At 72.5% G+C, this 23,210-nt stretch carries 17 protein-coding genes; 10 read left to right on the plus strand and 7 right to left on the minus strand.

Features of this window, described 5'->3' with window-relative positions; translation table 11 throughout:
* A partial coding sequence (locus AB0I21_RS36680; protein ID WP_360568168.1) for an NAD-glutamate dehydrogenase domain-containing protein occupies nt 1–1,952 on the plus strand: 1,952 nt, incomplete at its 5' end.
* 128 nt (nt 1,953–2,080) lie between these two features.
* Entirely contained in the window at nt 2,081–3,040 is a 960-nt protein-coding gene (locus tag AB0I21_RS36685) for a type IV toxin-antitoxin system AbiEi family antitoxin domain-containing protein (protein WP_360568170.1), read from the plus strand.
* 57 nt (nt 3,041–3,097) lie between these two features.
* On the opposite strand, the gene AB0I21_RS36690 is transcribed toward AB0I21_RS36685, so the two are convergent.
* Complete coding sequence (locus AB0I21_RS36690; protein WP_360568172.1) at nt 3,098–4,549, minus strand: glycoside hydrolase family 3 N-terminal domain-containing protein; 1,452 nt, start codon at nt 4,547–4,549, stop codon at nt 3,098–3,100.
* Between the two features lie 176 nt (nt 4,550–4,725).
* Here AB0I21_RS36690 and AB0I21_RS36695 point away from each other — a divergent pair, with 176 nt between their 5' ends.
* Entirely contained in the window at nt 4,726–5,898 is a 1,173-nt protein-coding gene (locus tag AB0I21_RS36695) for an ROK family transcriptional regulator (RefSeq protein WP_360568174.1), read from the plus strand.
* Between the two features lie 63 nt (nt 5,899–5,961).
* Here the strand turns inward: AB0I21_RS36695 and AB0I21_RS36700 are convergent, their stop codons facing one another.
* Both AB0I21_RS36700 and AB0I21_RS36705 read right to left on the minus strand, forming a co-directional pair.
* Nucleotides 5,962–6,963: an ABC transporter permease subunit gene (locus AB0I21_RS36700; protein ID WP_360568176.1), complete on the minus strand. Its 1,002-nt coding sequence runs from the start codon at nt 6,961–6,963 to the stop codon at nt 5,962–5,964.
* Nucleotides 6,960–7,982: an ATP-binding cassette domain-containing protein gene (locus AB0I21_RS36705; RefSeq protein ID WP_344510181.1), complete on the minus strand. Its 1,023-nt coding sequence runs from the start codon at nt 7,980–7,982 to the stop codon at nt 6,960–6,962. The genes AB0I21_RS36700 and AB0I21_RS36705 overlap by 4 nt, the downstream gene beginning before the upstream one ends.
* A 79-nt stretch (nt 7,983–8,061) precedes the next feature.
* On the opposite strand from AB0I21_RS36705, the gene AB0I21_RS36710 reads away from it, so the two are divergent.
* The 3 genes from AB0I21_RS36710 to AB0I21_RS36720 all read left to right on the plus strand — a co-directional run bounded on the left by AB0I21_RS36710 (nt 8,062) and on the right by AB0I21_RS36720 (nt 10,839).
* Complete coding sequence (locus tag AB0I21_RS36710) at nt 8,062–8,844, plus strand: ABC transporter ATP-binding protein (protein ID WP_360568178.1); 783 nt, start codon at nt 8,062–8,064, stop codon at nt 8,842–8,844.
* A 115-nt stretch (nt 8,845–8,959) separates the two neighbouring features.
* A complete protein-coding gene (locus tag AB0I21_RS36715) occupies nt 8,960–9,895 on the plus strand; it encodes a transporter substrate-binding domain-containing protein (RefSeq protein ID WP_360568180.1) in 936 nt (311 codons plus the stop codon).
* Nucleotides 9,877–10,839 (plus strand): hypothetical protein, encoded by a 963-nt coding sequence (locus AB0I21_RS36720; protein WP_360568182.1) that lies wholly within the window; start codon nt 9,877–9,879, stop codon nt 10,837–10,839. The genes AB0I21_RS36715 and AB0I21_RS36720 overlap by 19 nt, the downstream gene beginning before the upstream one ends.
* A gap of 961 nt (nt 10,840–11,800) precedes the next feature.
* Here the strand turns inward: AB0I21_RS36720 and AB0I21_RS36725 are convergent.
* Complete coding sequence (locus AB0I21_RS36725) at nt 11,801–12,574, minus strand: enoyl-CoA hydratase-related protein (RefSeq protein WP_344510173.1); 774 nt, start codon at nt 12,572–12,574, stop codon at nt 11,801–11,803.
* A 62-nt stretch (nt 12,575–12,636) separates the two neighbouring features.
* On the opposite strand from AB0I21_RS36725, the gene AB0I21_RS36730 reads away from it, so the two are divergent.
* The 4 genes from AB0I21_RS36730 (at nt 12,637) to AB0I21_RS36745 (ending at nt 19,271) form a co-directional block, all read left to right on the plus strand.
* The gene (locus AB0I21_RS36730; protein ID WP_360568184.1) at nt 12,637–13,107 is read left to right on the plus strand and encodes a DUF6232 family protein; all 471 of its coding nucleotides are present in this window, start codon (nt 12,637–12,639) and stop codon (nt 13,105–13,107) included.
* A gap of 16 nt (nt 13,108–13,123) precedes the next feature.
* A complete protein-coding gene (locus AB0I21_RS36735) occupies nt 13,124–15,127 on the plus strand; it encodes an Hsp70 family protein (protein WP_360568186.1) in 2,004 nt (667 codons plus the stop codon).
* A 33-nt stretch (nt 15,128–15,160) separates the two neighbouring features.
* A complete protein-coding gene (locus tag AB0I21_RS36740; RefSeq protein WP_360568188.1) occupies nt 15,161–17,584 on the plus strand; it encodes an Hsp70 family protein in 2,424 nt (807 codons plus the stop codon).
* A 64-nt stretch (nt 17,585–17,648) separates the two neighbouring features.
* Nucleotides 17,649–19,271 carry an acetolactate synthase gene (locus AB0I21_RS36745; RefSeq protein ID WP_360568190.1) on the plus strand — a complete coding sequence of 541 codons (1,623 nt, stop codon included), beginning with the start codon at nt 17,649–17,651 and terminating at the stop codon, nt 19,269–19,271.
* A 166-nt stretch (nt 19,272–19,437) separates the two neighbouring features.
* Here AB0I21_RS36745 and AB0I21_RS36750 read toward each other — a convergent pair whose 3' ends face one another.
* From AB0I21_RS36750 to AB0I21_RS36760, 3 genes are read right to left on the minus strand one after another with little or no spacing between them, the layout of a single operon-like run.
* Entirely contained in the window at nt 19,438–20,118 is a 681-nt protein-coding gene (locus tag AB0I21_RS36750) for a phosphonatase-like hydrolase (RefSeq protein ID WP_344510163.1), read from the minus strand.
* 51 nt (nt 20,119–20,169) lie between these two features.
* A complete protein-coding gene (locus tag AB0I21_RS36755; protein WP_360568191.1) occupies nt 20,170–21,681 on the minus strand; it encodes a phospholipase D-like domain-containing protein in 1,512 nt (503 codons plus the stop codon).
* Nucleotides 21,678–23,183, minus strand: coding sequence for a phosphatase PAP2 family protein (locus AB0I21_RS36760; RefSeq protein WP_360568193.1), 1,506 nt, complete (start codon nt 23,181–23,183; stop codon nt 21,678–21,680). The genes AB0I21_RS36755 and AB0I21_RS36760 overlap by 4 nt, the downstream gene beginning before the upstream one ends.
* Between the last annotated feature and the right edge of the window lie 27 nt (nt 23,184–23,210).

The following is a 23,210-nucleotide window of genomic DNA, read 5'->3' on the forward strand; positions in this document are numbered from 1 at the left end:
GGCACTTCCGCGAGCTCGGCGTCGACACCCAGACCACCGACTTCACGGTGGTCGGCGTCGGCGACATGTCCGGCGACGTCTTCGGCAACGGGATGCTGCTGTCCCGGCACATCCTGCTGGTCGCGGCCTTCGACCACCGGCACATCTTCATCGACCCGACGCCCGACCGGGTGGCGTCGTTCGCGGAGCGGCAGCGGCTGTTCGACCTGCCCCGCTCGTCCTGGGGCGACTACGACAAGTCGATCATCTCCGCCGGCGGCGGGGTCTACCCGCGCACCGCGAAGTCGATCCAGCTCACCGCGGAGGCGAAGGAGGCGCTGGGCATCCCGTCCTCGCTGACCTCCATGACGCCCAACGAGCTGATGCACGCCATCCTCGCCGCCCCCGTCGACCTGTTCTGGAACGGTGGGATCGGCACCTACGTCAAGGCCACCGGCGAGTCGCACGCCGACGTGGGCGACAAGGCCAACGACTACCTGCGGGTCAACGGCCGGGAGCTGCGGGTCAAGGTCGTCGGCGAGGGCGGCAACCTCGGCCTCACCCAGCGGGGCAGGATCGAGTTCGCGCTCGGCGGCGGCAGCATCGCCACCGACTTCATCGACAATTCCGCCGGCGTCGACTGCTCCGACCACGAGGTCAACATCAAGATCCTGCTCGACCGCGCGGTCGCCGCCGGCGAGCTCGACCAGGCCGAGCGCAACCCGCTGCTGGCCCAGATGACCGACGAGGTCGGCGAGCTGGTCCTGCGCGACAACTACGACCAGGCCACCGCGCTGGGCAACGCCCGCGCCCAGTCCCGGTCGCTGCTGCCGGTCCACAAGCGGCTCATCGCCGACCTGGAGCGCCGCGGCCAGCTCGACCGGGCCCTCGAAGGGCTGCCGACCGACGAGGAGCTCGACTCCAGGGCGGCGCTCGGCGTCGGCCTGACCTCACCCGAGTTCGCCGTCATGCTCTCGTACGTGAAGATCGTGCTCGAGCACGAGATCCTCGACTCCGGCCTGCCCGACGAGGAGTGGACCAACGAGGTGCTCGTCGGCTACTTCCCGACCGCGCTCCGCGAGCGCTTCGTCGAGTCGATGGCGGAGCACCCGCTGCGCCGCGAGATCGTCACCACCGCCGTCGTCAACGAGGCGGTCAACCGGGGCGGCACGTCCTTCTTCCACCGCGCCTCGGAGGAGACCGGCGCCGGCTCGGCCGACGTGCTGCGGGCCTCCGTCGTGATCCGCGAGGTGTACGGGCTGAACGCCCTGCGCGCCGCCGTCGAGGACCTCGACAACCAGATCCCGACCGAGTCGCAGACCGAGGTCTATCTGGAGATCCGCCGGCTGCTCGACCGCGCCGTGCGCTGGCTGGTCTCCAACCGGCGCCTGCCGATCGACGTGCCCGGCGAGGTCGCCCGGCTGCGGCCCGGCATCTCGCGCCTGCTCGGCGAGCTCGACACCCTCTTCCGGGGGCGCGAGCGCGACGTCCTGACGGCCAACACGGCCCGGCTGCGCGACCTCGGCGTGCCCGAGGAGCTGGCCGAGCAGACCACCCGCATCATGTACGGGTTCGGCCTGCTCGACATCGTGGAGGTCGCCTCGCAGACCGGCCGCGAGGTCAACGAGGTCGCCACGGTCTACTACGTGCTCTCCGAGCGCTTCCGCATCGACAACCTGCTGTCGAAGATCTCCAACCTGCCGCGCGAGGACCGCTGGCAGACCCTGGCCCGCATGGCGCTGCGCTACGACCTGTACGCGGCGCTGGCGGCCCTGACCGCGGAGGTCCTCAACGGCACCGCCCCCTCCGGCGACGCGGAGGCCCGGGTCGACGAGTGGGAGCAGAGCAACGCGACGTCGATCGCCCGCACCCGCAACGCCATCGGCGAGTTCGCCGAGTCCCCTGGCGACCTCGCCGCCCTCTCCGTCCTCCTCCGCCAGATCCGCACCCTGGTCCGCGCCTCCGCCGCCTGACCCCTCCCATGATCCGGAAGACTTCTTGTCGCTCTAGCAGCAAGAAGTCTTCCCGATCATCGGGAGAGTTATCCACAGGCGCCGGCTGAGGCTTCCCGCGGCGGTGGGGTGGTCGCAGGCTGGGGTGAGTGTGGGATGAGCTGATCGAGGCGCAGGCCGGGGTCGTGACCCGCAGTCAGGCACTGGCGGCGGGCTGGACCCCGGCCGCGATCCGCGCGCATCTGGACGCGGGACGCTGGCTGACGGTCCACCACGGGGTCTACCGGACCTTCACCGGTGAGCTGCCCCGCCGTGCCTCGCTCTGGGCGGCGGTGCTGTCCGCCGGCGCGGGCGCCGCGCTGAGCCACGAGACCGCCGCCGAGATCATCGGGCTCGTGGATCGACCGTCCGACTTCGTCCACGTCACCATTCCCGGCAACCGGCGGACCCGGCCGATGGCGGGGGTGGTCGTGCATCATCGGGCCCGGCTCGCCGGCACGGTCCACCCCGGTCCGGCCCTCCGGCGCACCCGGGTCGAGGACACGGTGCTCGACCTGGCCGAGCAGGAGCGGCGCCTCGCATCGGCGATCGGATGGCTCACCGCGGCGTGCAGTCGCGGCCTGACCACGCCTGATCGGCTGGCGGCCGCGCTGCGCCGTCGCAAGAAGATGCGCTGGCGGAGGCTGCTGGAGGCGACGGTCGACGACGCCGCCGTGGGCGCCCGTTCCGTGCTGGAGCTGCGCTACCTGAAGGACGTGGAGCGGGGGCACCGCCTGCCCACCGGCCGGCGGCAGGTCCGTCGACGGCAGGCGGGCGCGACGCAGTACCGGGACGTCGAGTACCGGGCGTTCGCCACTGTCGTCGAGCTCGACGGCCGCGCCTATCACCCTGACGAGCACCGCCGGCGCGACCAGCGGCGTGACAACACGACGGCCTCCGACGGGCAGCGGACGCTCCGCTACGGCTGGGCGGACGTGGTGGCGCCCTGTGCGACCGCGATCCAGGTCGCGCGGGCGCTCCGCGCCGGCGGCTGGCGGGGCAGGCTCCAGCCGTGCCGCCGCCCCGACTGCCCGGTGCGCCGCACTACTCGCCGCCGCCCATTCTCATGATCCGGAAGACTTTTTGTCGCCAGGGCGACCACAAGTCTTCCGGATCATGGGGGAGGGTCAGGCGGCGAGGCCCAGGGTTTCGGCAGCGGCGCGGCCGTTGGCGTGGCTGGCGCCCCAGGTGGTGATGAAGGCGCGGGCGTGCGCTGGGCGCCAGGAGGACGGCCAGCCCATCTCGACGACGGTGACGGGGTGGGCGGCGGCCAGGGTGTCGACCAGGGTGCGGGCGCCCGGCAGGCGGTGGACGTTGCGGCCCACGACGACGATCGGGCGGGCACCGGCCCTGGCGCGCAGCTCCTCGGCGGCGGTCTGCTCGGCCACGACGCGGATCTGCTCGGTGCCGTTGACGTGCGGGCCGAGGCCCCACGGGACACGGCCGGCGGCGATCGACGACTCCGACTCCAGCTGGACGATCAGCGGGGCGTCGGAGCGGTCCACGGAGCCCTCGATGCGGACGGCGCTGAGTGCCGCCGGGTACCCGAGGCCGGGCTCCTCCCGGTCGGTCCGGTCGCCCTGGCGGGTCCAGTCGGACAGTGCCTGGACGCGGGCGACGGCCTCCTCCAGGCGGGCCAGGGGCAGGCGGCCGTCCTGGACGGCGGTGACGATCTCGTCGACGCAGGCGAGGGTCAGCTTCTCGTCGACCTCGGCGCCGATGCAGAGCAGGTCGGCGCCGGCGGCGAGGGCGAGGACGGCGCCCGCCTGGGTGCTGCCGGCATACCGGGCGGCGCCGAGCATCTCCAGGGCGTCGGTGACGACGACGCCGGTGAAGCCGAGCTCGGTGCGCAGCAGGTCGACGAGGACGGCGCGGCTGAAGGTGGCCGGGGCGTCGCCGGTGAGGGCGGGCACGCGGATGTGCGCGCTCATGATCGACTTGGTGCCGGCCTCGACGGCGGCGACGAACGGTGGCAGCTCGCGGCCGCGCAGCTCGTCGAGGGTGATGTCGACGGTCGGCAGCTCGAGGTGCGAGTCGGCGAGGGTGGCGCCGTGGCCGGGGAAGTGCTTGGCGCAGGCCGCGACGCGGGCGCTCTGCAGGCCCAGCACGGCGGCGGCGGTGTGCGCCGCGACCAGGTGCGGGTCGGCGCCGAAGCTGCGGGTGCCGATGATCGGGTTGTCGTCGGCCGTGTTGACGTCGACGGTGGGCGCCAGGTTCAGGTTGAGGCCCAGCTGGTCGAGCTCGGCGCCGATGGTGCGGTACACGCGGCGGGTGATCGCCGGGTCGCCCAGCGCGCCGAGTGCGGCGTTGCCCGGGTACGGGCTGCCGAGCCGGTGCGCCAGCCGGGTGACGTCGCCGCCCTCCTCGTCGATCGCGATGAGCACGCCGTCGCGGGCCGCGTGCAGCTGGGCGGTCAGCGCGGCGACCTGGTCGCGGTCGACGATGTTGTAACCGAACAGCAGGTGGCCGGCCATGCCCTCGCCGAGCAGGTCGACGGCCCAGGCCGGGGCCTGTGCGCCCGGGAACGCGCCGAGCAGCGTGCCCAGCGCCAGCCTGCGGAGTCCTGGATCGTTCGCCACGGTGTTCCCCCCTCAGCGCGAACCAGTGCGAGACTGATGCGCTATCCACGATCGTAGGAGCATCTTGACCAGATGTGCGTAGGCCGTGTGGGTGGTGTGACCGTACGCTTTCCGGTATAGGTTGCCCGAGGCAATCTAATAGGAAAGTTTCTTAAATACTAGGGGTGTTCGTCACCATGAGTTCTGCTCGCCTTCCAGGCACCCCGAGGTTGCTGCGCGCGCTCAACGACCGCGCCGCCCTCGAGCTGCTGCTGAGCAAGGGACCACTGACCCGCGCGCAGCTCGGGGAGCTGACCGGGCTGTCCAAGGTCACCGCATCGCAGCTGGTGGAGCGGCTGGAGGAGCGCGGCCTGGTGGCGCGCGTCGGCGAGCAGGCGGGCGGCCGTGGGCCGAACGCCCAGATGTACGCCGTGGTCCCCTCGACCGCGTACGTCGTCGGCGTCGACGCCGGCCCGCAGCACGTGGTCGCCGGCGTGGCGGACATCACGGGCAAAATCGTCGGGCGGACCGACGTCTCCATCGGCGAGGGGGACGACCCGGTCAAGGTCGTCCACGCCGCCGTGGTCGAGGCGGCCGCGGAGGCCGGCGCGCCGATCGAGCGCATCCGCCGCATCGTGCTCGGCACGCCCGGCCTGGTCGACCCGAAGAGCGGCGAGATCACGTTCGCGTGGGACCTGCCGCGCTGGCACCGGGGGCTGCTCACGGCCCTGCGGGAGGACCTCGGCCGGCCCGTCGTGTTCGAGAACGACGTGAACCTCGCCGCCATCGCCGAGCAGCACAGCGGTGCCGCGATCGGGGCGAAGGACTTCGTGCTGGTCTGGCTGGACCGCGGCGTCGGCACCGCCGTCGTGCTCGGCGGGCGGCTGCACCGCGGCAGCGTCGGCGCGGCCGGCGAGATCGGCTACCTGCCCGTGTCGGGCACGCAGGTCAGCCGGGACGCGACCCGCCGGGCGAAGAGCGGCTTCCGCATGCTCACCGACGCGGCGGCGGTCAAGACGGTCGCCAAGTCCCACGGGTTCAAGGCCGCCGGTGCGGGCGACGCCATCAGAGCCGCGATCGCCGCCGGTACCGACGGCAGCCCGTTCCTCGACGAGCTGGCCCGCCGGATCTCCCTCGGGGTGGCCTCGGTGGGGCTGGTGCTCGACCCTGAGCTGGTCGTCCTCGCCGGCGAGATCGGCCAGGCGGGCGGCGCGGACCTCGCGCAGCGGGTGCAGCACGAGGTCGCCGCGATCGCCGTGGTGTCGCCGCGGGTGGTCGCCACCGAGGTGTCCAGCGAGCCGGTCCTCAACGGCGCCATCCTGACCGGCCTCGACGCGGTCCGCGAAGAGGTCTTCGGCGACACGGCCTGATCACCGGCCGGCGCCTCGGTCGGCGTCGCGCCGGTGCCTCAGTCGGCGCGTCGCGCCGGTGCCTCAGTTGGTGTCGCGCCGGCGCATCGAGGCGAAGGCGCCGGCCAGCACGACCGCCACGACCGCGCCGATCACCAGGCCGCCCTGCTGCCAGCTGCCCCAGAAGGTGTCCTGCGGCACCACGCAGCCGGACTCGGTGCAGTACCCCGACGTGCCCTGGAACGTGTAGGACTTGTTCAGCCAGGCGGAGACGTAGCTGGAGAGGCGGTACTTCTCGGAGTAGTCGGTGCCGCCGATCAACCCGAAGATGATGATCGCTCCGAGCTCGTAGATCAGCAGGTACGCGATGCCGACGCCGAGCGCCGCGGACGTGTGCCGCCCGATGGAGGCGATCGCGAAGCCGAGCGCCGTGCCGGCCATCGTCAGCAGGATCACCCGCAGGGCCGTGATCAGCAGCGACGACCAGTCCGCCAGGCCCATGGTGCTGACGGTGTCGTTCGTGGCGGCCACGGCGACGAACGCGCCCGTCCAGACCGCGAGGTACACCACCGCCACCAGAGCCATGCCGGCACAGGCCGCGATCAGCTTGCTGCCCAGGACGGCACCGCGGCGGGGGGCCCAGAGCAGCAGGTTGAGCATGCCGCCGGAGCTCCACTCGACGCCCACGAACGACGCGCCGAGCACGAAGCCGGCCACCGTCAGCACGATCGCCGCGGTCGTGAACAGCTCCGGCCACTGGCGGGCGAACGAGAAGCCGTAGTCGAGCATCGAGTCGGCGGTGGGGCGCGGGCCGTAGTCGCAGTTGCGCGGGAACTTCATGCCGGCCGGGCCGGAGCGCACGCCGCTCTGCACGTCCTCGCACAGCGCGACGTTCTCGTCGTAGATCGCCGCGGCGGACGCGGCGCGCTCGGTGGCGGTGCGGTACTCCTCGCTGGACGGGTTGCTGCGGGTCAGCGAGAACCCGAACGTCAGGAAGGCGAGCAGGCCGGCGATGAGCACCAGGGTCACCAGCGTGACCCGGCGGCTGAACAGTCGGGTCCACTCGGCCCGCAGCAGCTGGTTCATGCGGGCCGTCCGTTCTCGATGATCTGACCGTTGTCGTTTTGCGGGTGTTGTACGGGTATGTCCTGCTCGGGCCAGTCGGAGTTGTCGACGGGGCGGAACTGCCCGCGCCGGGGCCCGCCCCCGGTGAGCTGCAGGAACGCGTCCTCCAGCTGCTGGACCGGGGCGAGCTCGCGGACCCACAGGTCGTTGACGCCCAGGGCCCGAGAGACCCAGGCCGGGTCGGCGAGGTCGTGCACGATGATCTGGTCGCCGGACAGCGTGACCTGCGCGCCGGCGTCGGCGAGCACCTGCGCGGCCCGCTCGGTGTCGTCGACGCGGACCCGGTACGTGCCGCGGTCGTTGGCGGCGAGCACCTCCGACACCGGCCCGGCCGCGACCCGCCGGCCGCGGGAGATGATCGTGACCGAATCGCAGATCTGCTGGATCTCGGCGAGGATGTGGCTGGAGATCACCACGGTCGTGCCGCGGTCCGCCTGCTCGCGGAGCAGGTCGCGCATCTCCCGGATGCCGGCCGGGTCGAGGCCGTTGTTCGGCTCGTCGAGGATCAGCAGCTCGGGGTCCTTCAGCAGGGCGGAGGCCACCGCGAGGCGCTGCCGCATGCCGAGGGAGTAGGACTTGACCTGGTCCTCGGCACGGTTGGCGAGACCGACCTGGTCCAGCACCACGTCGACGCGCTGCTTCGGTACACCACCCGCCTTCGCCAACACGCTCAGCGTCTTGTGGCCGGTGAAGTTGCCGAAGAAGGCCGGCGCCTCGACGATCGCGCCGACCCGCGACACGACCTGCGGCAATGCCCTCGGCACCGGCTGGCCGAGGATGCGCATGTGACCGGACTCGGCCCGCAGCAGCCCGAGCAGCGTCTTGAGCGTGGTGCTCTTGCCGGATCCGTTGGGTCCGAGGAACCCGTGGATCTGGCCCTGGTGGACCTCCATGTCGAGGTGGTCCAGCGCGACGCGCGGCTTGCCGAACAGTGTCTGGTAGGTCTTCACCAGACCGGCGATTTCCAGTACGGCACTCATCCCCGCGCACGATACGGCTTTTGCCCTGAGCGTGGGGGGCCGGACCTTCCGCACTTGGGGCACGTGGTTGGATTGGGCCGTGTCAGATGACCTTGTCATCGCGGTGGACAAAGCGACGGTGACCCGCAACCGGTCCGATCTCATCCGATCGGTGAGCTGGCAGGTGGAGCTCGACGAGCGCTGGGTGGTGCTCGGCCCCAACGGCGCGGGCAAGACCACGCTGCTGAATCTCGCCGGTGCGCGACTGTATCCGACCCGTGGCACGGTGACCGTGCTCGGCGAGCGGCTCGGTCGCACCAACATCAACGAGCTCAAGACCCGCCTCGGGTTCTCCTCGGCCGGGCTGCAGCTGCCGCCCGACGAGACGGTGCGTGACGTGGTCGTGACCGCGTCGTGGGCGGTCGTCGGGCGCTTCACCGAGCGGTACGACCGCATGGACGAGGCCCGGGCCCAGGCGCTGCTGGAGCAGTTCGGCGTCGGCGCGCTGGCCGACCGGCTCTACGGCACCCTGTCAGAGGGCGAGCGCAAGCGGGTGCAGATCGCCCGGTCGCTGATGGTCGACCCGGAGCTGCTGCTGCTCGACGAGCCGACCGCCGGACTGGACCTCGGCGCCCGCGAGGACCTCGTGCGGCGCCTGTCGGCGCTGGCCGCCGACCCCGACTCGCCGGCGATCGTGCTGGTCACGCACCACGTCGAGGAGATCCCGCCGGAGTTCACGCACGCGCTGCTGATGCGCGACGGTGGCGTCGTGGCGCAGGGCCTGCTGCACGAGACGGTGACCGCCGAGAACCTTTCCGCGGCGTTCGGCCTGCCGCTGCGACTGTCGATCGTGGACGGTCGCTACCACGCTCAGGCGGCCTAGAAAACTGTCGTACCCCAGCGGTACCGTTCGATGTAACTGAACGGGGGGTTCGACGGTGGCTGATCCAGTTGTTGATCCACCCGACGATCCCGGCCCTGGCCCGGATCCTGTGCCGGTGCGCCGGACCCGGGTCGCGCGGCTGGTCGCGTGGGTCGTGGTGCTCGTGGCGGTCATCGTCGTCGCGGTCGTCGTGGTCGTCGACGTCGGGCCGCCGTCGGAGGCCGACCTGCGCCAGCGGGCCATCGGCGGGCGCGGCGAGCTGCTGATCGGGGTCAAGGACGACACCCCGGGCGTGAGCCTGCGCGACAGGACCACCGGCGAGTATGCCGGCTTCGACATCGACATCGCCTATCTCGTCGCGGGCGACCTCGGGTTCCGCCCCGACCAGGTCAAGTTCCTGTCGATCGAGACCGAGGACCGGGCCAGGATGCAGGCCCGGTCGGGCGACGGCAAGTTCGTCACCGTCGACCTGGTCGTGGCCAGCTTCAGCATCACCAAGGAGCGGTCCGAGCAGCCGGGGGTGCGCTTCGCCGGGCCGTATCTGAGCACCCAGCAGTCGGTGGTGACGCTCAAGGCGCACAAGCCGGTCAGCAGCCTCGAGGACCTGCGCGGCGAGCGGGTCTGCACCCTGGCCACCTCCACCTCCAGCGAGGTCGCCAGGTCCGCCGGCGTGACCCTCTCGGGCAAGAACGAGATCAGCGCCTGCGTCGCCGGGCTCAAGGCGGGTGAGTTCGACGCGGTCACGACCGACGCGGCGATCCTCGCCGGCTTCGTCGCGGAGGACGGCGGGCAGACCCTCGTGCACCACGACGTCGGGCTCACCGGCGACGAGCGGTGGGGGATCAACTGCGGCGACAACGAGGCCTTACAGACCCTGGTGAACCTGTACCTGTACCGCTCGGCGCACGACGCCACCGACCGGCGGTGGGAGCAGGCGTATGACAAGTACCTGCGCAGCGAGCAGCGGTTCAGCCCGAATCAGCAGGTGGCGATCGACCACCAGCCCGAGGTGCCGAAGGTGGACGTCCGTCAGTGGCCGTGGGAGAGGTAGGCGACCGGCAGTGGCTGCTGCCGTTGCTGCCCACGTTCCCGATCGTCCTGCTGGTGCTGCGGCTGTGGTATCTCAGCCGGCAGAACGTGCAGACCATGCTGCTCTTCGTGCAGTACGTGAGCCCGCTGGGCCTGCTGAGCACGCTGGTGATCGCGCTGCTGTGGGTGTTTCCGGCGACGCTGCTGCTGACCCGGGTGCTGGGCGCGCTGCTGGAGCTCAGCGACCCGGCCGCCGCGGCGACGTCCCGGCTGGCCGCGGCCGCCCGGCGGATCCCCGACTGGGTGGTCGTCGTGGCGCTGGTGATCGGCGGGCTGACCTGGCAGCTGCGGTTCCTGCCGCTGTTGGTCATGGTCGCGCTGTCGATCCTCGGCCTGGTCGTGCGGCAGCGGGCGGCCGGCGTGGGCGCGGCGGCGGCCGCCACGGGCGTGGTGCTGCCGTTCGTCGCTGCCGTGCTGGAGTATGCGTTCCTCGGCCCGGCGATCGTCGCGGCGCTGCGGGAGGGTGAGCCGGTCACGTTCGTGCTGCTGGCATTGCCGCCGCTGGTGACGCCGCTGCTGACCGGGCCGGTGCCGGCGTGGGCGGCGCGGGCCGTGACGCACTGGCCGGCCGTGGTGGCCGCGTTCGCGGCGCCGTTCCTGGTCGGCGTCGTGTTCCTGCGCGCCCCGATCCTGCCGACGGTCGCCGTCGACACCGACGACGGGCTGCTCGTCGGCTCGGTGATCACCGTCGACGACCGGATGATGACGCTGCTCGACACGAGCGGCACCGTCCACTTCGTTCTCAACGACAGCGTCCAGGCGAAGGTCCTCTGCGACGCGGGCGACCAGCCACCGGCCAGCACCGTCGACGCGCACGGCTGGTCGGTGGAGCAGACGGCGCTGAGCTGGATCGCCCCGGCCCGCCGGCCCACCCCGCCCGACCCCCGCTGCGAGGGCCGCCGCTGACCTGCCCTCCGTGCCGGTCGCGCCTTTCCGCTGGGTTGACGGTGTTGGTGGTCGCTGTCCGCGTGCGGGGATCCGTCGAGGGCGTCGTTCGGTGCTTCCACACCGTCGTCGGCTTTCACCACCAGCGCTGCCCTACTGCTGGCGATCGCCGGACGCGCGCGGGAGGCACTGGTTGCCCGCGGAGGCGTCGTGGTGGTCGGCGTCGTGATCGATGTCGCGTGGTGGCTGTGCGGGCGGCCAGGGTCGTCCTTCGATCATGGATGCGGTCTGTGCTGTGGTTGCTGTCCGCGCGCGGGTTCGCTCGATCCGTCGAGGCCGTCGTTCGGTGTTTCCACGCCGTTGTCGGCTTTCCCAACCAGCGCTGCCCTACTGCTGCGATCGCCGAACGCGCGGGAGGTACTGCTTGCCCGCGGAGGCGTCGTGGTGGTGGGCGTTGTGATCGATGTCGCGTGGTGGCTGTGCGGCCGGCCAGGGCTGTCCTTCGATCATGGTGGCGGTCGGTTCTCGTGGTTGCGGTCCGTGCTGCGGTTGCGGTGATGTTTCCCGGCCGTCGTTCTCGCATGGTCCGGCGCAGTTGGGGGCGTCGTTCGGTGCTTCCACGCCGCCGTTGGCTTTCACAACCCGTCCACATCAGACCGATCGCCGGCGCCGCACCCTCCGCCGTGGGTTCACAACCCGTCCGCATCGCACCGGCCGCCTGCCGCACTCGCCGTCCTGGGCTTCGCAACCCGAGCAACGCATCCTGGCCGCGGACTTGGCCTCCGCCGTCGCGGTTCCCTGTCGGTCGGGGCCGGGGTTGGCGTGATCGAAGTCGCGGGGTGGCTGTCCGGGCGGCCAGGGGTGTCCTTCGATCATGGCGGCGAGTGGCTGTCGTGGTTGCCGTAGGTGCCGTGCGCTTCATGATCCCGTGCGGTTCTGGTAGCCAGGACTACCGAAATCGCACGGGATCATGAGGTGAGGGTCAGGCGAAGTTGGGCTTGCGCTTCTCGATGAAGGCGGTCATGCCCTCGTTCTTGTCGTCGGTGCTGAACAGGGCGGCGAACAGCTGGCTCTCCCAGGCCAGGCCGGAGGCGAGGTCCATGTCCAGGCCGTTGTCGACGGCGAGCTTCGCGGCGCGCAGGGCGAGGGCCGGGCCGTGGACGAACGGCTCGACCATGGCCTTCGCCGTCGCGTACACCTCGGCGGCGGGGACGACCTTGTCGACCAGGCCTATCGTCAGCGCCTCGGGGGCCTTCACGAAGCGTCCGGTCATGATGAGGTCCTTGGCGCGGGCAGGGCCGATGAGGCGGGCCAGGCGTTGCGTGCCGCCCGCGCCGGGGATGACGCCGAGAGTGATCTCCGGCTGGCCCAGGGTCGCGTCCTCGGCGGCGACGCGCCAGTCGGCGGTCAGGGCGAGCTCGCAGCCGCCGCCCAGGGCGTACCCGTTGACGGCCGCGACGACGGGCTTCGGGATGCGCGCGACGGCGTCGAAGGCCCCGGTGAGCGCGGTGGCCCTGGCGGCCATCTCGGAGTAGCCCATTCCGGCCATCTCCTTGATGTCGACGCCGGCCGCGAAGACCTTGTCTCCCCCGTACAGGATGACCGCCCGCACCGAAGGATCGGTGGTCGCGGCCGCGGCGGCCTCGCGCAGCTCCTCCTGGATCTGGATGTTCAGCGCGTTGACCGGCGGCCTGGAGAGGCGGATGGTGCCGATACCGTCTTCGATCTCCAGCTGGACCAGCCTGGTGTCGCCCACTGTGTCTCCTCAACGTCGTTGTCGTTGCCCGCAGCGTATTCCGGCGTACCGTCAGATGTGCCATGGCGACGACGTTCTACCGCGATCACGAGGTGCACATCAGCTCCGCCGGTGTGCAGGTCGACGCCGCCTGGTATCCGCTGGAGACGCTGACGTACATCTGGCACCGGCGATCCGGGCGGCTGGTGCAGGGCGCGTACATGCTCGCGACCCGTGGCGGGGCGGTGGTGCTGATCATCGGGCTGCTCATCGCCGCCGGCACGGCCGCGCGCCGGATCGACTTCAACGGGCCAGACTCCACGATGTACATCGCGGGCGGCATCCTCGGGATCATCGTCATCGGCGGGATCGTGGCCTTCAGCGTGGAGGGGCTGCTGGACCTGCTCGACCGCGCGCACGACCACGGCAAGGGCGTGCACGAGATCTGGGTGCGCACCCGGCAGGGCGAGTCGATGATCTACTCGACCACGGATTCCCCGAAGTTCGGGCAGATCTACCGCGCCTTGCAGCGGGCAGTGGAGCAGTCCGCGTAACCCTTAGGATTCCGGCATGGTGGCCCTGGGCGTGGACTTCGGCACGTCGCACACCGTCGCCGTGGCCCGCTGGCCCGACGGCCGGGCCCGGCCGCTGCTCTTCGACGGCACCCCGCTGCTGCCGTCGGCGACGTTCTGGGAGGACGGCGAGCTCGTCGTCGGCCGCGACGCGCTGCACAGCGCCCGGCGCGCCCCCGCCAGCTTCGAGCCCAACCCGAAGCGCCGCATCGACGACGGTCACGTCTTCCTGGGCGAGCAGGAGGTGCCCGTCCACGACCTGCTGGTCGCCGTCTTCCGGCGGGTGCGCGCCGAGTTCGTCCGCACGGCCGGTGGTCCGCCCGAGGCGGTCACCGTGACGCACCCCGCCAACTGGGCGTCCACCCGTCGCAAGGCGTTGGCGGCCGCGGTGCGGGCGGCGGACCTCCCGGACGCGACCCTGGTCCCCGAGCCGGTCGCCGCCGCGACCTACTTCGTGCGGGTGCTGCGCCACATGGTGCCCGTCGGCTCCGCCGTCGTGGTCTACGACCTGGGCGCCGGGACGTTCGACGGCAGCGTCGTCGCGCGCACCGCGGACGGCTTCGAGGTGCTCGCCGTCGACGGCCGCGACGACCTCGGCGGGCTCGACTTCGACGAGGTCGTCCTCGCGATGATCGGCCGGACCCTGCCGCCGGAGCGCTGGCAGCGGCTGGTCGCGCCGTCGACGATCGAGGAGGCGCGGGCCGCCCGGCTGCTGCGCGACGAGGTCCGGGAGGCGAAGGAGCGACTGTCGCGTGCCTCCTCCGTCACGGTGCTGGTCCCGCTGCTGGACGTCGACGTGCAGCTCACCCGCGACGAGTTCGAGGCGGCGGCGCGGCCGCTGGTGGAGCGCTCGGTGCGGGTGCTGACCGAGACCGTCCGGCTGTCGCGGGTCACGGCCGGGCAGGTCGCGGGCATCTTCCTGGTCGGCGGGGCGAGCCAGATCCCGCTGGTCGCCACCGAGCTGCACCGCGCGTTCGGCAAGCCGCCGGTGACGATCGAGCAGCCGGAGATGGTGGTCGCCGAGGGCAGCGTCCTGGTCGGCGCGCGGATCGACAAGCCGTCCGCCGCCGTGGTCCCGGCCGCCCGACCTCCGACTGCGACGCCATCACAGTCTCCTGTCGCGGTTGTTTCGCCCGTACGGCCGGCGCCGTCGCCCGCCGTCGTGGTCCCGCCCGCGGGGTCGCCGGTGACCCCGTCCGTGCCACCCGTGCCGCGTGGGCCGCTGCCGCCGGTCGGGTCGCCGGCGCCGCCGCCTTCTGGGTTGCTGCCGCCGGCCGGGTCGCCGGCCGTGCCGCCTCCTGGCGTGCTGTCGCCGGCTGGGTCGCCGGTCGTGGTGCCGGTGTCGCCGGCCGGTGCCGGGCCGGGCGTCGCGCCGGTCTCGGGTGCGAATGGGCCGGTCTCGCCGGGTGCCGTGCCGTTCAGCCCCGCGCCGCCGGTACACCGGATGCCGCCGCAACAGGTGTATCCGCCGCGGCCCGTGTTCTACCAGCCGCCTCCGCCGCAGGTCGTCTACGTGCCGCAGTACGTCATGCCGCCCGTGCCGCCACCGCCGCGCCGGATCGCGCCCGGTGCGATCCGCTGGCCCGCGGGCTTCCTGACCCTGTACGGCGTGCTCATGTACATCTCGACCGGCCTGGTCGCCCTCGTGCTGATCGTCTACAAGGTGAGCGACACGGAGGAGCTGACGGCCGCGGGCTGGCAGGCAGGCCTGTACGCCGGACTGGGCTCGCTCGCGTTCGCGATCCTGTACACGCACGGCGCGCGACGGCTGCGCCGCGGCAGCAACGGGCACCTTTGGTATCCGATCGCGCTGTGCGTGCTGCTCGCGTTCGGTGGTGCGTACACCGCCTCGGGGGCGCACCAGCCCGCCTGGCTGGCGGTCACCGGTGTGTACCTGGGGTCGGCGCTGCTGCTCCTGCTGCCGAGCGCCCGTGCCTGGGTCCGTCCGCTGCGTCCACCAGCGCCTTCAGTCGGCAACGCGACGGCAGACGCCGAGGAGTGAGAACCGTCGTACCCGGCGCCTAGACTTCGGGGCATGCCAACGCCAGGGATTCGGCTCGGTGTCGACTTCGGCACCTCCAACACCGTCGCCGTGGTGCGGTGGCCGGACGGCCGGTCCCGTGCGCTGCTCTTCGACGGCTCTCCGCTGCTGCCCTCCGCCGTCTATGCCGAGCCCGGCGGCACCGTCATCGTCGGTCGCGACGCGGTGCACAGCGCCCGCCTGGAGCCGGCCCGGTTCGAGCCCAACCCGAAGCGTCGCATCGACGAGGGCACGGTCCTGCTCGGCGACCGGGAGATCCCCGTCAATGAGCTGGTCGCCACCGTCCTGCGGCGCGTCCGCGACGAGTGGACCCGCACGGTCGGCGACGTCGCGTCCGAGGTGACCGTGACCTTCCCGGCGTCGTGGGGCGCCACCCGCCGGCTCGCCGTCTCCGACGCTGCCCAGGCCGCGGGGCTGGGCCGGGTGCGGCTGGTGCCCGAGCCCGTCGCGGCCGCGGCCTATTTCACCCAGGTGCTCGGCAAGGACGTGCCCGTCGGCTCGGTCGTCGTCGTGCACGACTTCGGCGCCGGCACGTTCGACGCCAGCGTCGTCGCCCGCACGCAGGGCGGCTTCGAGGTCCTCGCCGTCGACGGCCGCGACGACATCGGCGGCATCGACGTCGACAACGCGATCGTGGCGCACATCGCCTCCATCTGCGAGCCGCAGGCGCCGCAGGAGTGGCAGCGGCTGATGAGCCCGCAGACGGTCGAGGACCGCCGGGCCCGGCGGCTGCTCTTCGACGACGCGCGAGTGGCGAAGGAGCGGCTGTCCCGCCAGCCGGCCTCGGACCTGACGGTGCCGCTGCTCAACATCGACGTCCACCTCACCCGCGACGAGCTGGAGCGCCTCGCGCAGCCGCTGCTCGAGCAGACGGTCCGCGTCACGCAGGGCGTCATGCGCTGGGCCCAGCTGAGCGAGGGCAGCATCGCGGGCGTGTTCCTGGTCGGCGGGTCCAGCAGGATGCCCCTGGTCGGCACGCTGCTGCACCGCGCGCTGGGCACGGCCCCCGTGGTGATCGAGCAGCCCGAGCTGGTGGTCGCCGAGGGCAGCATGCTGACCGGCTCGACGGAGATCCAGGCGACGGCGGCGCCCGCGCCCGGCCCGGCGACCGGGAGGATCCCGCAGGTGCAGGGCTTCGACTGGCAGCCTCAGGCGCCGACGTCCGGCGGCCCGCAGGCGGGTGCGCAGTTCGGCGCCGCGGGCGGGCCCTCTGGCGCGGGGCAGTTCGGCGGGGCGGGTGGGCCGTCGGGCGCGGGGCAGTTCGGCGCGGCGGGCCTGTCGGGTGCGGCCGGGGCGGGGCAGTTCGGTGCGGGGCAGCCTGCCGGCGGGGGGCCTGGTGACGGGCAGTTCGGCGCGAGTCAGGGCGGTGCCGGCCAGTTCAATGCGGGCCAGTTCAGTGCGGGCCAGGGCGGTCCAGGTCAGGGCGGTCCGGGTCAGGGCGGTCCGGGCCAAGGCGGTGGGGTTCAGGCTGGTGCCGGCAGCGGTCAGGGCGGCGGCGGGACCAGCGGTGGGCAGGGCGGTGCCGGGCAGGGCGGCGGTGGGTCGCAGGGGGCGGATGCGCCGTTGTGGCCCGAGGTGGGGACGTTCGCCACGGAGCCGGCCGGGAGCAACGCGCCGATGTCCGGCGTGCCGATGTCGGCGCCGCCTGTTTCGGCGCCGCCCGGTGCCGGCGGTGGTGGGTATCCGGCGTATCCGGCGTCGGCCCCGCCGGGCAACTACGCGGGTGGGCAGGCCACGGGCACGCAGGGCGGCTATGGCGTGCCGGCCTCGGCGCCCCCGGTCAACTACGGGCCGCCGGTGTCCGCACCCCCGGCCGGCTACGGTCAGCCCGCGTCGGGTCCGCCGGCCAGCACCAACCAGCCGATGTCGGCGCCGCCTGCGACGTATGGGCGCAACCAGCCGTCCTCGGCGCCGCCGGCGACCTATGGGCAGCCGGCGGGTGGGCAGCAGGCCTTCAACCAGCCGATGTCGGGGCCGCCCGCGACGTATGGGCGCAACCAGCCGTCGTCCGCGCCGCCGGCCAACTACAACCAGCCGATGTCCGGGCCGCCGGCCAACTACGGCGGGCCGCCGGTGTCGGCGCCCCCGAACAGGGCCGGTGGCCAGATCTTCGTGTCCGGGGGTGCGTCGGCCGAGCCCGCGACGCGCTATGACGAGTACGGCGGCCCGATCCGCCAGGCCTCCGGCGGTCAGCGCCCGGTGCAGGAGCGGCAGGCGCAGTCACGCAACACGCCGCGCGATGATCGGCGGCCTCGCCAGCGTGAGCGGCGGGGGCCGTTCGCGCGTGCGATGCTCACCCTGCTGGTGCTCGTGCTGCTGATCGTGACCCCGGTCGTCGCCGGGTATGTCTCCTACTACCTGACCACCGACCACTGGCCGCCGCCGGTCGCCGGGTGGCTCGACCCGAGTGTGCGGTGAAGCCCCCGCCGGCGGGCGAAAGTGAGTAACATTCGCGTCGGTCGGAGCTGATCGAGGAGGGTGCATGACGCAGATCGACGGGCACGGCGGGGACCTGGCTCTCGCGGCACTGCGGGGGTTCGGGGTCGAGGAGCTGTTCACGCTCTCCGGTGCGCACGTGTTCCCGCTGTACGACGCCGCCCACAAGACCGGCGTGCGCATCGTCGACGTGCGGCACGAGCAGTCCGCCGTGTTCGCCGCGGAGGCCGTCGCCAAGCTCCAGCGCCGTCCGGGCCTTGCCGTCCTGACCGCCGGCCCCGGCGTCACCAACGGCGTGTCCGGGCTGACCAGCGCGTCGTTCAACGGTGCTCCGGTCGTCGTGATCGGCGGCAGGGCGCCGCAGTTCCGCTGGGGCTCGGGCAGCCTGCAGGAGATGGACCACCTGCCGATCGTCCGCGCGGTCACGAAGCACGCGGAGACCATCTTCGCCACCGACGAGGTCTATGCCCGCATGCAGGCGGCGGCGCTCGCCGCGCTGACCCCGCACCGCGGCCCCGTCTTCGTGGACCTGCCGCTGGAGGTGGTGTTCTCGCAGGCGGACGGCGTCGAGTTGGCGCCCGCGCCGGCGGTACCGGCTGAAGAACCGGATCCGGACGAGGTCGCGCGGGCGGTCCAGCTGCTCGCCGCCGCGCAGCGGCCCGTGATCATCGCGGGTTCGGACGTGTGGGCCGGGCACGCGACCGGCGCGCTGCGGGAGGCGGCCGAGGCGCTGCGGATCCCCGTGTTCGCCAACGGCATGGGCCGGGGCACGCTGCCGCCGTCGCACGCGCTGGCGTTCTCGCGGGCACGCAAGGCGGCGTTCGGCGGCGCGGACGTGATCGCCGTCGTCGGCACCCCGCTCGACTTCCGGCTCGGGTTCGGCGACTTCGGCGGCGCGCAGGTCGTGCACGTCACCGACGCGCCGTCGCAGCGGGCCGGGCACGTCACCCCGGCGGCCGCTCCGTCGGGCGACCTGCGCGCGATTCTGGGGGCGTTCGCGGCGCACGGTGGGCCGGTCGCCGACCACGAGGAGTGGATCGAGGCGCTGCGGGCCGCGGAGGACGCCGGCCGGGCCAAGGAGCAGCAGGCCCTGGAGGCGGACACCGATCCGATCAAGCCGAGCCGGGTCTACGGCGAGCTCCGCAAGGTCCTCGCCGACGACGCCGTCACGATCGGCGACGGCGGCGACTTCGTCTCCTACGCGGGCAAGTACCTCGAGCCGGCACAGCCGGGCACGTGGCTGGACCCGGGGCCGTATGGCTGCCTCGGCACCGGCATGGGCTACGCCATGGGCGCCCGGGTGACGTACCCGGACCGGCAGATCTGCGTCCTGATGGGCGACGGCGCGGCCGGCTTCTCGCTGATGGACGTCGAGTCGCTGGTCCGCCAGCAGCTGCCCGTCGTGATCGTGGTCGGCAACAACGGCATCTGGGGCCTGGAGAAGCACCCGATGCGCAACATCTACGGCTACGACGTCGCCGCCGACCTGCAGCCCGGCCTCCGCTACGACGACGTGGTCAAGGCCCTCGGCGGCGCCGGCGAGACCGTCGAGAAGCCGGCCGACCTCGCGGGCGCCTTCGAGCGGGCGTTCGCCTCAGGAGTGCCGTACCTGGTCAACGTCCTCACCGACCCGGAGGACGCCTACCCCCGCTCGTCCAACCTCGCCTAGCGCCCGTCATGATCCCGAAGACCTTGTGCAGTCATAGGTGCACAAGGTCTTCCGGATCACGCGTGGCGTCGGCGGTCGATCGGCGCGGTTCTCGTGATCCGGAAGAGATTTTGTCGCTCTGGCGGCAATAAAGTCTTCCGGATCATGGGGGAAGTGAGGGGTGGGACTACTCCAGGCCTAGGAGGCGGGGGAGGGAGCCGATCGAGCCGATCACCTCGTCCGCGCCGGAGGACTGGAGGGCCTGGCGGTCGCCGGCGCCGGTGAGGACGCCCACGAGCAGGCCGGCGCCGGCGCGGCGGCCGGCGATGAGGTCGAGCGGGGTGTCGCCGACGACGAGCATGCGGCGGACGTCCTCGACGCCGAGCTTCAGGGCGGCGACCAGCATGAAGTCGGGGAAGGGGCGGCCGCGGCCGGCGTCGGCGGGGGAGAGGACCAGGTCGACCTGCCCCCACCAGCCCAGGGCGTCCATGATGGCTTCCTGGGTGGCGCGGGCGAAGCCGGTGGTCAGGGCGACCTTGATCCCCGCCGTGCGGAGCGTCTTGATGGCCTCCAGCGCGCCGGGGATGGGCAGCACGGCGCCTTCGTCGACGAGCAGGCCGTAGGCCTCCTCGAAGGTCTCGTTGGCGGCCTGGGCGCGCTTCTCGTCACCGTCGAGGAGCAGGCGGAAGACCTCGATGCGGCTCTGGCCCATCGTCTTGCGGACGACGGCGAGCATCCGCTCGTGCTGCGGGGTGCCGGGGGCCACGCCCTCGCCCGCGAAGGCGACCGTGAAGGCCTGCTCGACCAGGCCGTCGTCCCGCACCGTCGTCCCCGCCATGTCGATGCAGGCGAGCTGCCACGCTGTCATCGCGCAATATGAGCATGCCGACAAGACGGCTTGGTGAACGGCGCAAAACGCTCAGAAGGCACCCTCCCGGCGCAGCCGCCGTGGCCTGCCATCCGGGTCGTGGATGGTGTTGTACACCACACGCGCCCAGGTGGCGGTACGGCGCGGAACCGTGGGCGGGCGGTATGGCAGCAGCCGCCCGGGTGGGCGGGGACCGATCCGGCCGCTGTCGTGCCACGCCTGCAGCGCCTTCGCGGAGGCGTCGAAGACCTCCTCGATCGGGCCCTCGGGCAGCTCGTCGAGCCCCAGGTGCTCCCGGCACAGCCGTTCGCGCAGGTCCCGGGCGTAGCTGCCGGCGGGGTCGAGGACCGCGCAGGTCAGCTCCGAGTCGTGGGTCCAGGAGCGCAGCGACACGTTGTCGGAGCCGGTGGTGGCCCAGGTGTCGTCCACGACGCAGACCTTGGCGTGCACGTAGATGGGGGTGCCGGCGGCGTTCTCCGGGCTGAAGACGTGCAGCCGGTCGCCGCCCGCCTCGCGGAGCATGGCGAGGGCGCGCTCCCGTCCGTACAGCTGCGGCATGCTGCCGAGTTTGTCGGGCCGGTCCGGATGGCGCGGGACGACGGCGATCAGGTGCAGCTCCGGGTGCTCCCGCAGGGCGTCGGCGAAGCAGCTGGCGACCTTCGGCGACCAGAGGTACTGGTCCTCCAGGTAGATCAGCCGCCGCGCGCGCCGGACCGCCTTGCCGTAGCCGCGCGCGACGCTGAACTCGCCCTCGGGGGCGAACGGGTAGCCGCCGCGCCGGTAGGGGTACGTCCGGAGCAGCTGCACGCTCAGTGAGCCGGCCGGCGGCGGGTCGGGAAGCTGCGGCGGCAGCCGGTCGGGGTCCAGGTTCTCGTCCTCGACCTTGCCCTGGAACCAGTGCAGCGGGTTGCGCGACAGCGCCGACGGGTCCTCCCAGCGTTCCCGGAACGTGGCCTCGACCTGGCCGACCACCGGGCCGCGCAGCTCCAGCTGCACGTCGTGCCACGGTGGGCGCTTGCCGTACTTCGGGGTGATCTCGACTGCCTGCGGGTCGCCCTCGTGGGACTGGGTGTCGCGGCGGCCATGGCAGAGGTCGATGCCGCCGACGTACGCGCGGTCCAGCTCCGGCCGGCCGGGGTGGCGCAGGACGACCAGCTTCTGGTGGTGCGAGCCGCCGACGAGGACCCGCATGTCGCGCAGGCACTCGCCGCCGGCCGCCTCGATCTTCCGGGCGAAGCGCCGGTTCTCCGCCGCGCTGAACTGCAGCGCGTTCCAGTGCGAGCGCCAGATGAGCCCCTTGACGCGCACGCCGCGGCGGGCGGCGTCGCACAGCACGTCGCCGATCGACGGGCCGTTCCTGGTGACCTTCTGGCTGACGTCGCCGCGCCAGTCGGTGAACAGCAGCAGGTCGCCGCGCTCCATCCGTTCGATCGCGGTGTACAGCTCGGCGAAGTACGCCTTGCCGTCGATCAGCGGCCGGACGGCGTTGCCGTCGGTCCACGCTGTGATCCTGGTGTGCGGGTTGCCCCGCTCCTCCTCCGTGAGGAACCAGTCCGACGTCATCGGGACGCACCCGCCGCCTTGGAGACGGAGGCGCCGGAAGCGGGTGGAGCGGGTGGACCGGATCGGGCCGGTGGAGCGTCCTGCAAGTCGCCGGCCGGCTCCGCCAGGTCCTCCTCGCACGGCTGCTCGGCGAGGTCGCAGTTGGGCGTGACCAGCCGGTACATTGCCGAAAGCCACAGCGCTGCCAGCAGGGCGCTGCCGACGATGTCGGTCGGGTGGTGCATTCCGCGGTACATGCGAGAAACCGCGACCCACAGCGGCATCGCGACCGCCAGCACCGGCAGCACCCACCGCCACCAGGCCCGGGTCCGCGGGAAGACCAGCAGGGCCGCGGTCGCCCAGATCATGATCGTGGCGGCGACGTGCCCGGACGGGAAGCTCGACGTCGGCATCGGCCCGTCCATGTTCTCCACGTCGGGCCGGGCCCGGCCGACGATCGCGGCGCTGGCCAGGAACAGGCTCAGCTCGCCGAACATGACCGCCACCAGGAAGATGACCGGCCGCCAGCGGCGGATCGCGGCCAGGGACACGGCGCCGATGACGAGGCCGATCGCGAGGATCGCGTGAGTGTTGCCGACCTCGCTGCCGACGATCGACACGTGGCCGAGGACGTCGCTGCGGTGCGCGGCGAACCAGTGCGGGATCGTCGAGTCCCACAGGACGTTGCCGTTGCCGTCGCGGTACCGCGCGAGGGGCAGACCGAGCGCGACGAGCGTGCCGAACGTGAAGACCCAGGCGACGGCGCCCAGGGCGAGGGTCCGCGCGGTGCCCGGGCGGTGCGCGTGCGGCTCCGTGGGCCGCAGGTCGTCGGCGGCCTCCGGCTCCAGGCCCTCCTCGAGCGGCTCGGTGACCCGCAGACCTTCGTGGTGCCGGATCAGCTCGAACGCGGTGGCGCACAGCCCGAGCCAGGCGATGCCCAGCGACCAGCCGCCGATCACGTCGGACAGGAAGTGCACGCCGAGCGCCAGCCGGCTGAACCCGACGAGCGCGACGACGAATGCCACCGCGATGACCGCCGGCCTGCGCCAGCGGGGCCGCAGCGCCGGCAGGAACACCAGCAGCAGCGCCGTGTAGCAGATCAGCGAGTTGAGCGAGTGGCCGCTGGGGAAGCTGTTGCCGCCGCCGTGCGCGACGGGCTGCTCGACGACCGGCCGCAGCCGGCCGACGGCCAGCTTCAGCGTCGGGTCGAGGATGAGCCCGCCGACGGTGGTCGCCACCAGGAACGCGGCGAGCTTGTACTGCTTGCGGATCAGCACGAGCGTCGTGCCGATCGCGACGAGCCAGGCCATCACGCCGAAGCTGCCGATCCTGCTGATGCCTCCCATGAGCGTCACCAGGAAGTCGCTCGGGGCGACGGCCTCGTTGAGGCGCTCGGCGACGCCGCGGTCGACCGACTCCAGCGGCACCCAGCGCACGCGCACGGCGATGATCAGGAGGCTGAACAGCAGCGCGGCGGCACCGAAGCCGGCCATGCGCCAAAGAGCGGATCTCTGCGTCCTCACGTTTGCCAACATGCCCAGTCGGGGGAG

The sequence above is a fragment of the Dactylosporangium sp. NPDC050588 genome (assembly GCF_040654975.1).
GTDB lineage: Bacteria > Actinomycetota > Actinomycetes > Mycobacteriales > Micromonosporaceae > Dactylosporangium > Dactylosporangium maewongense.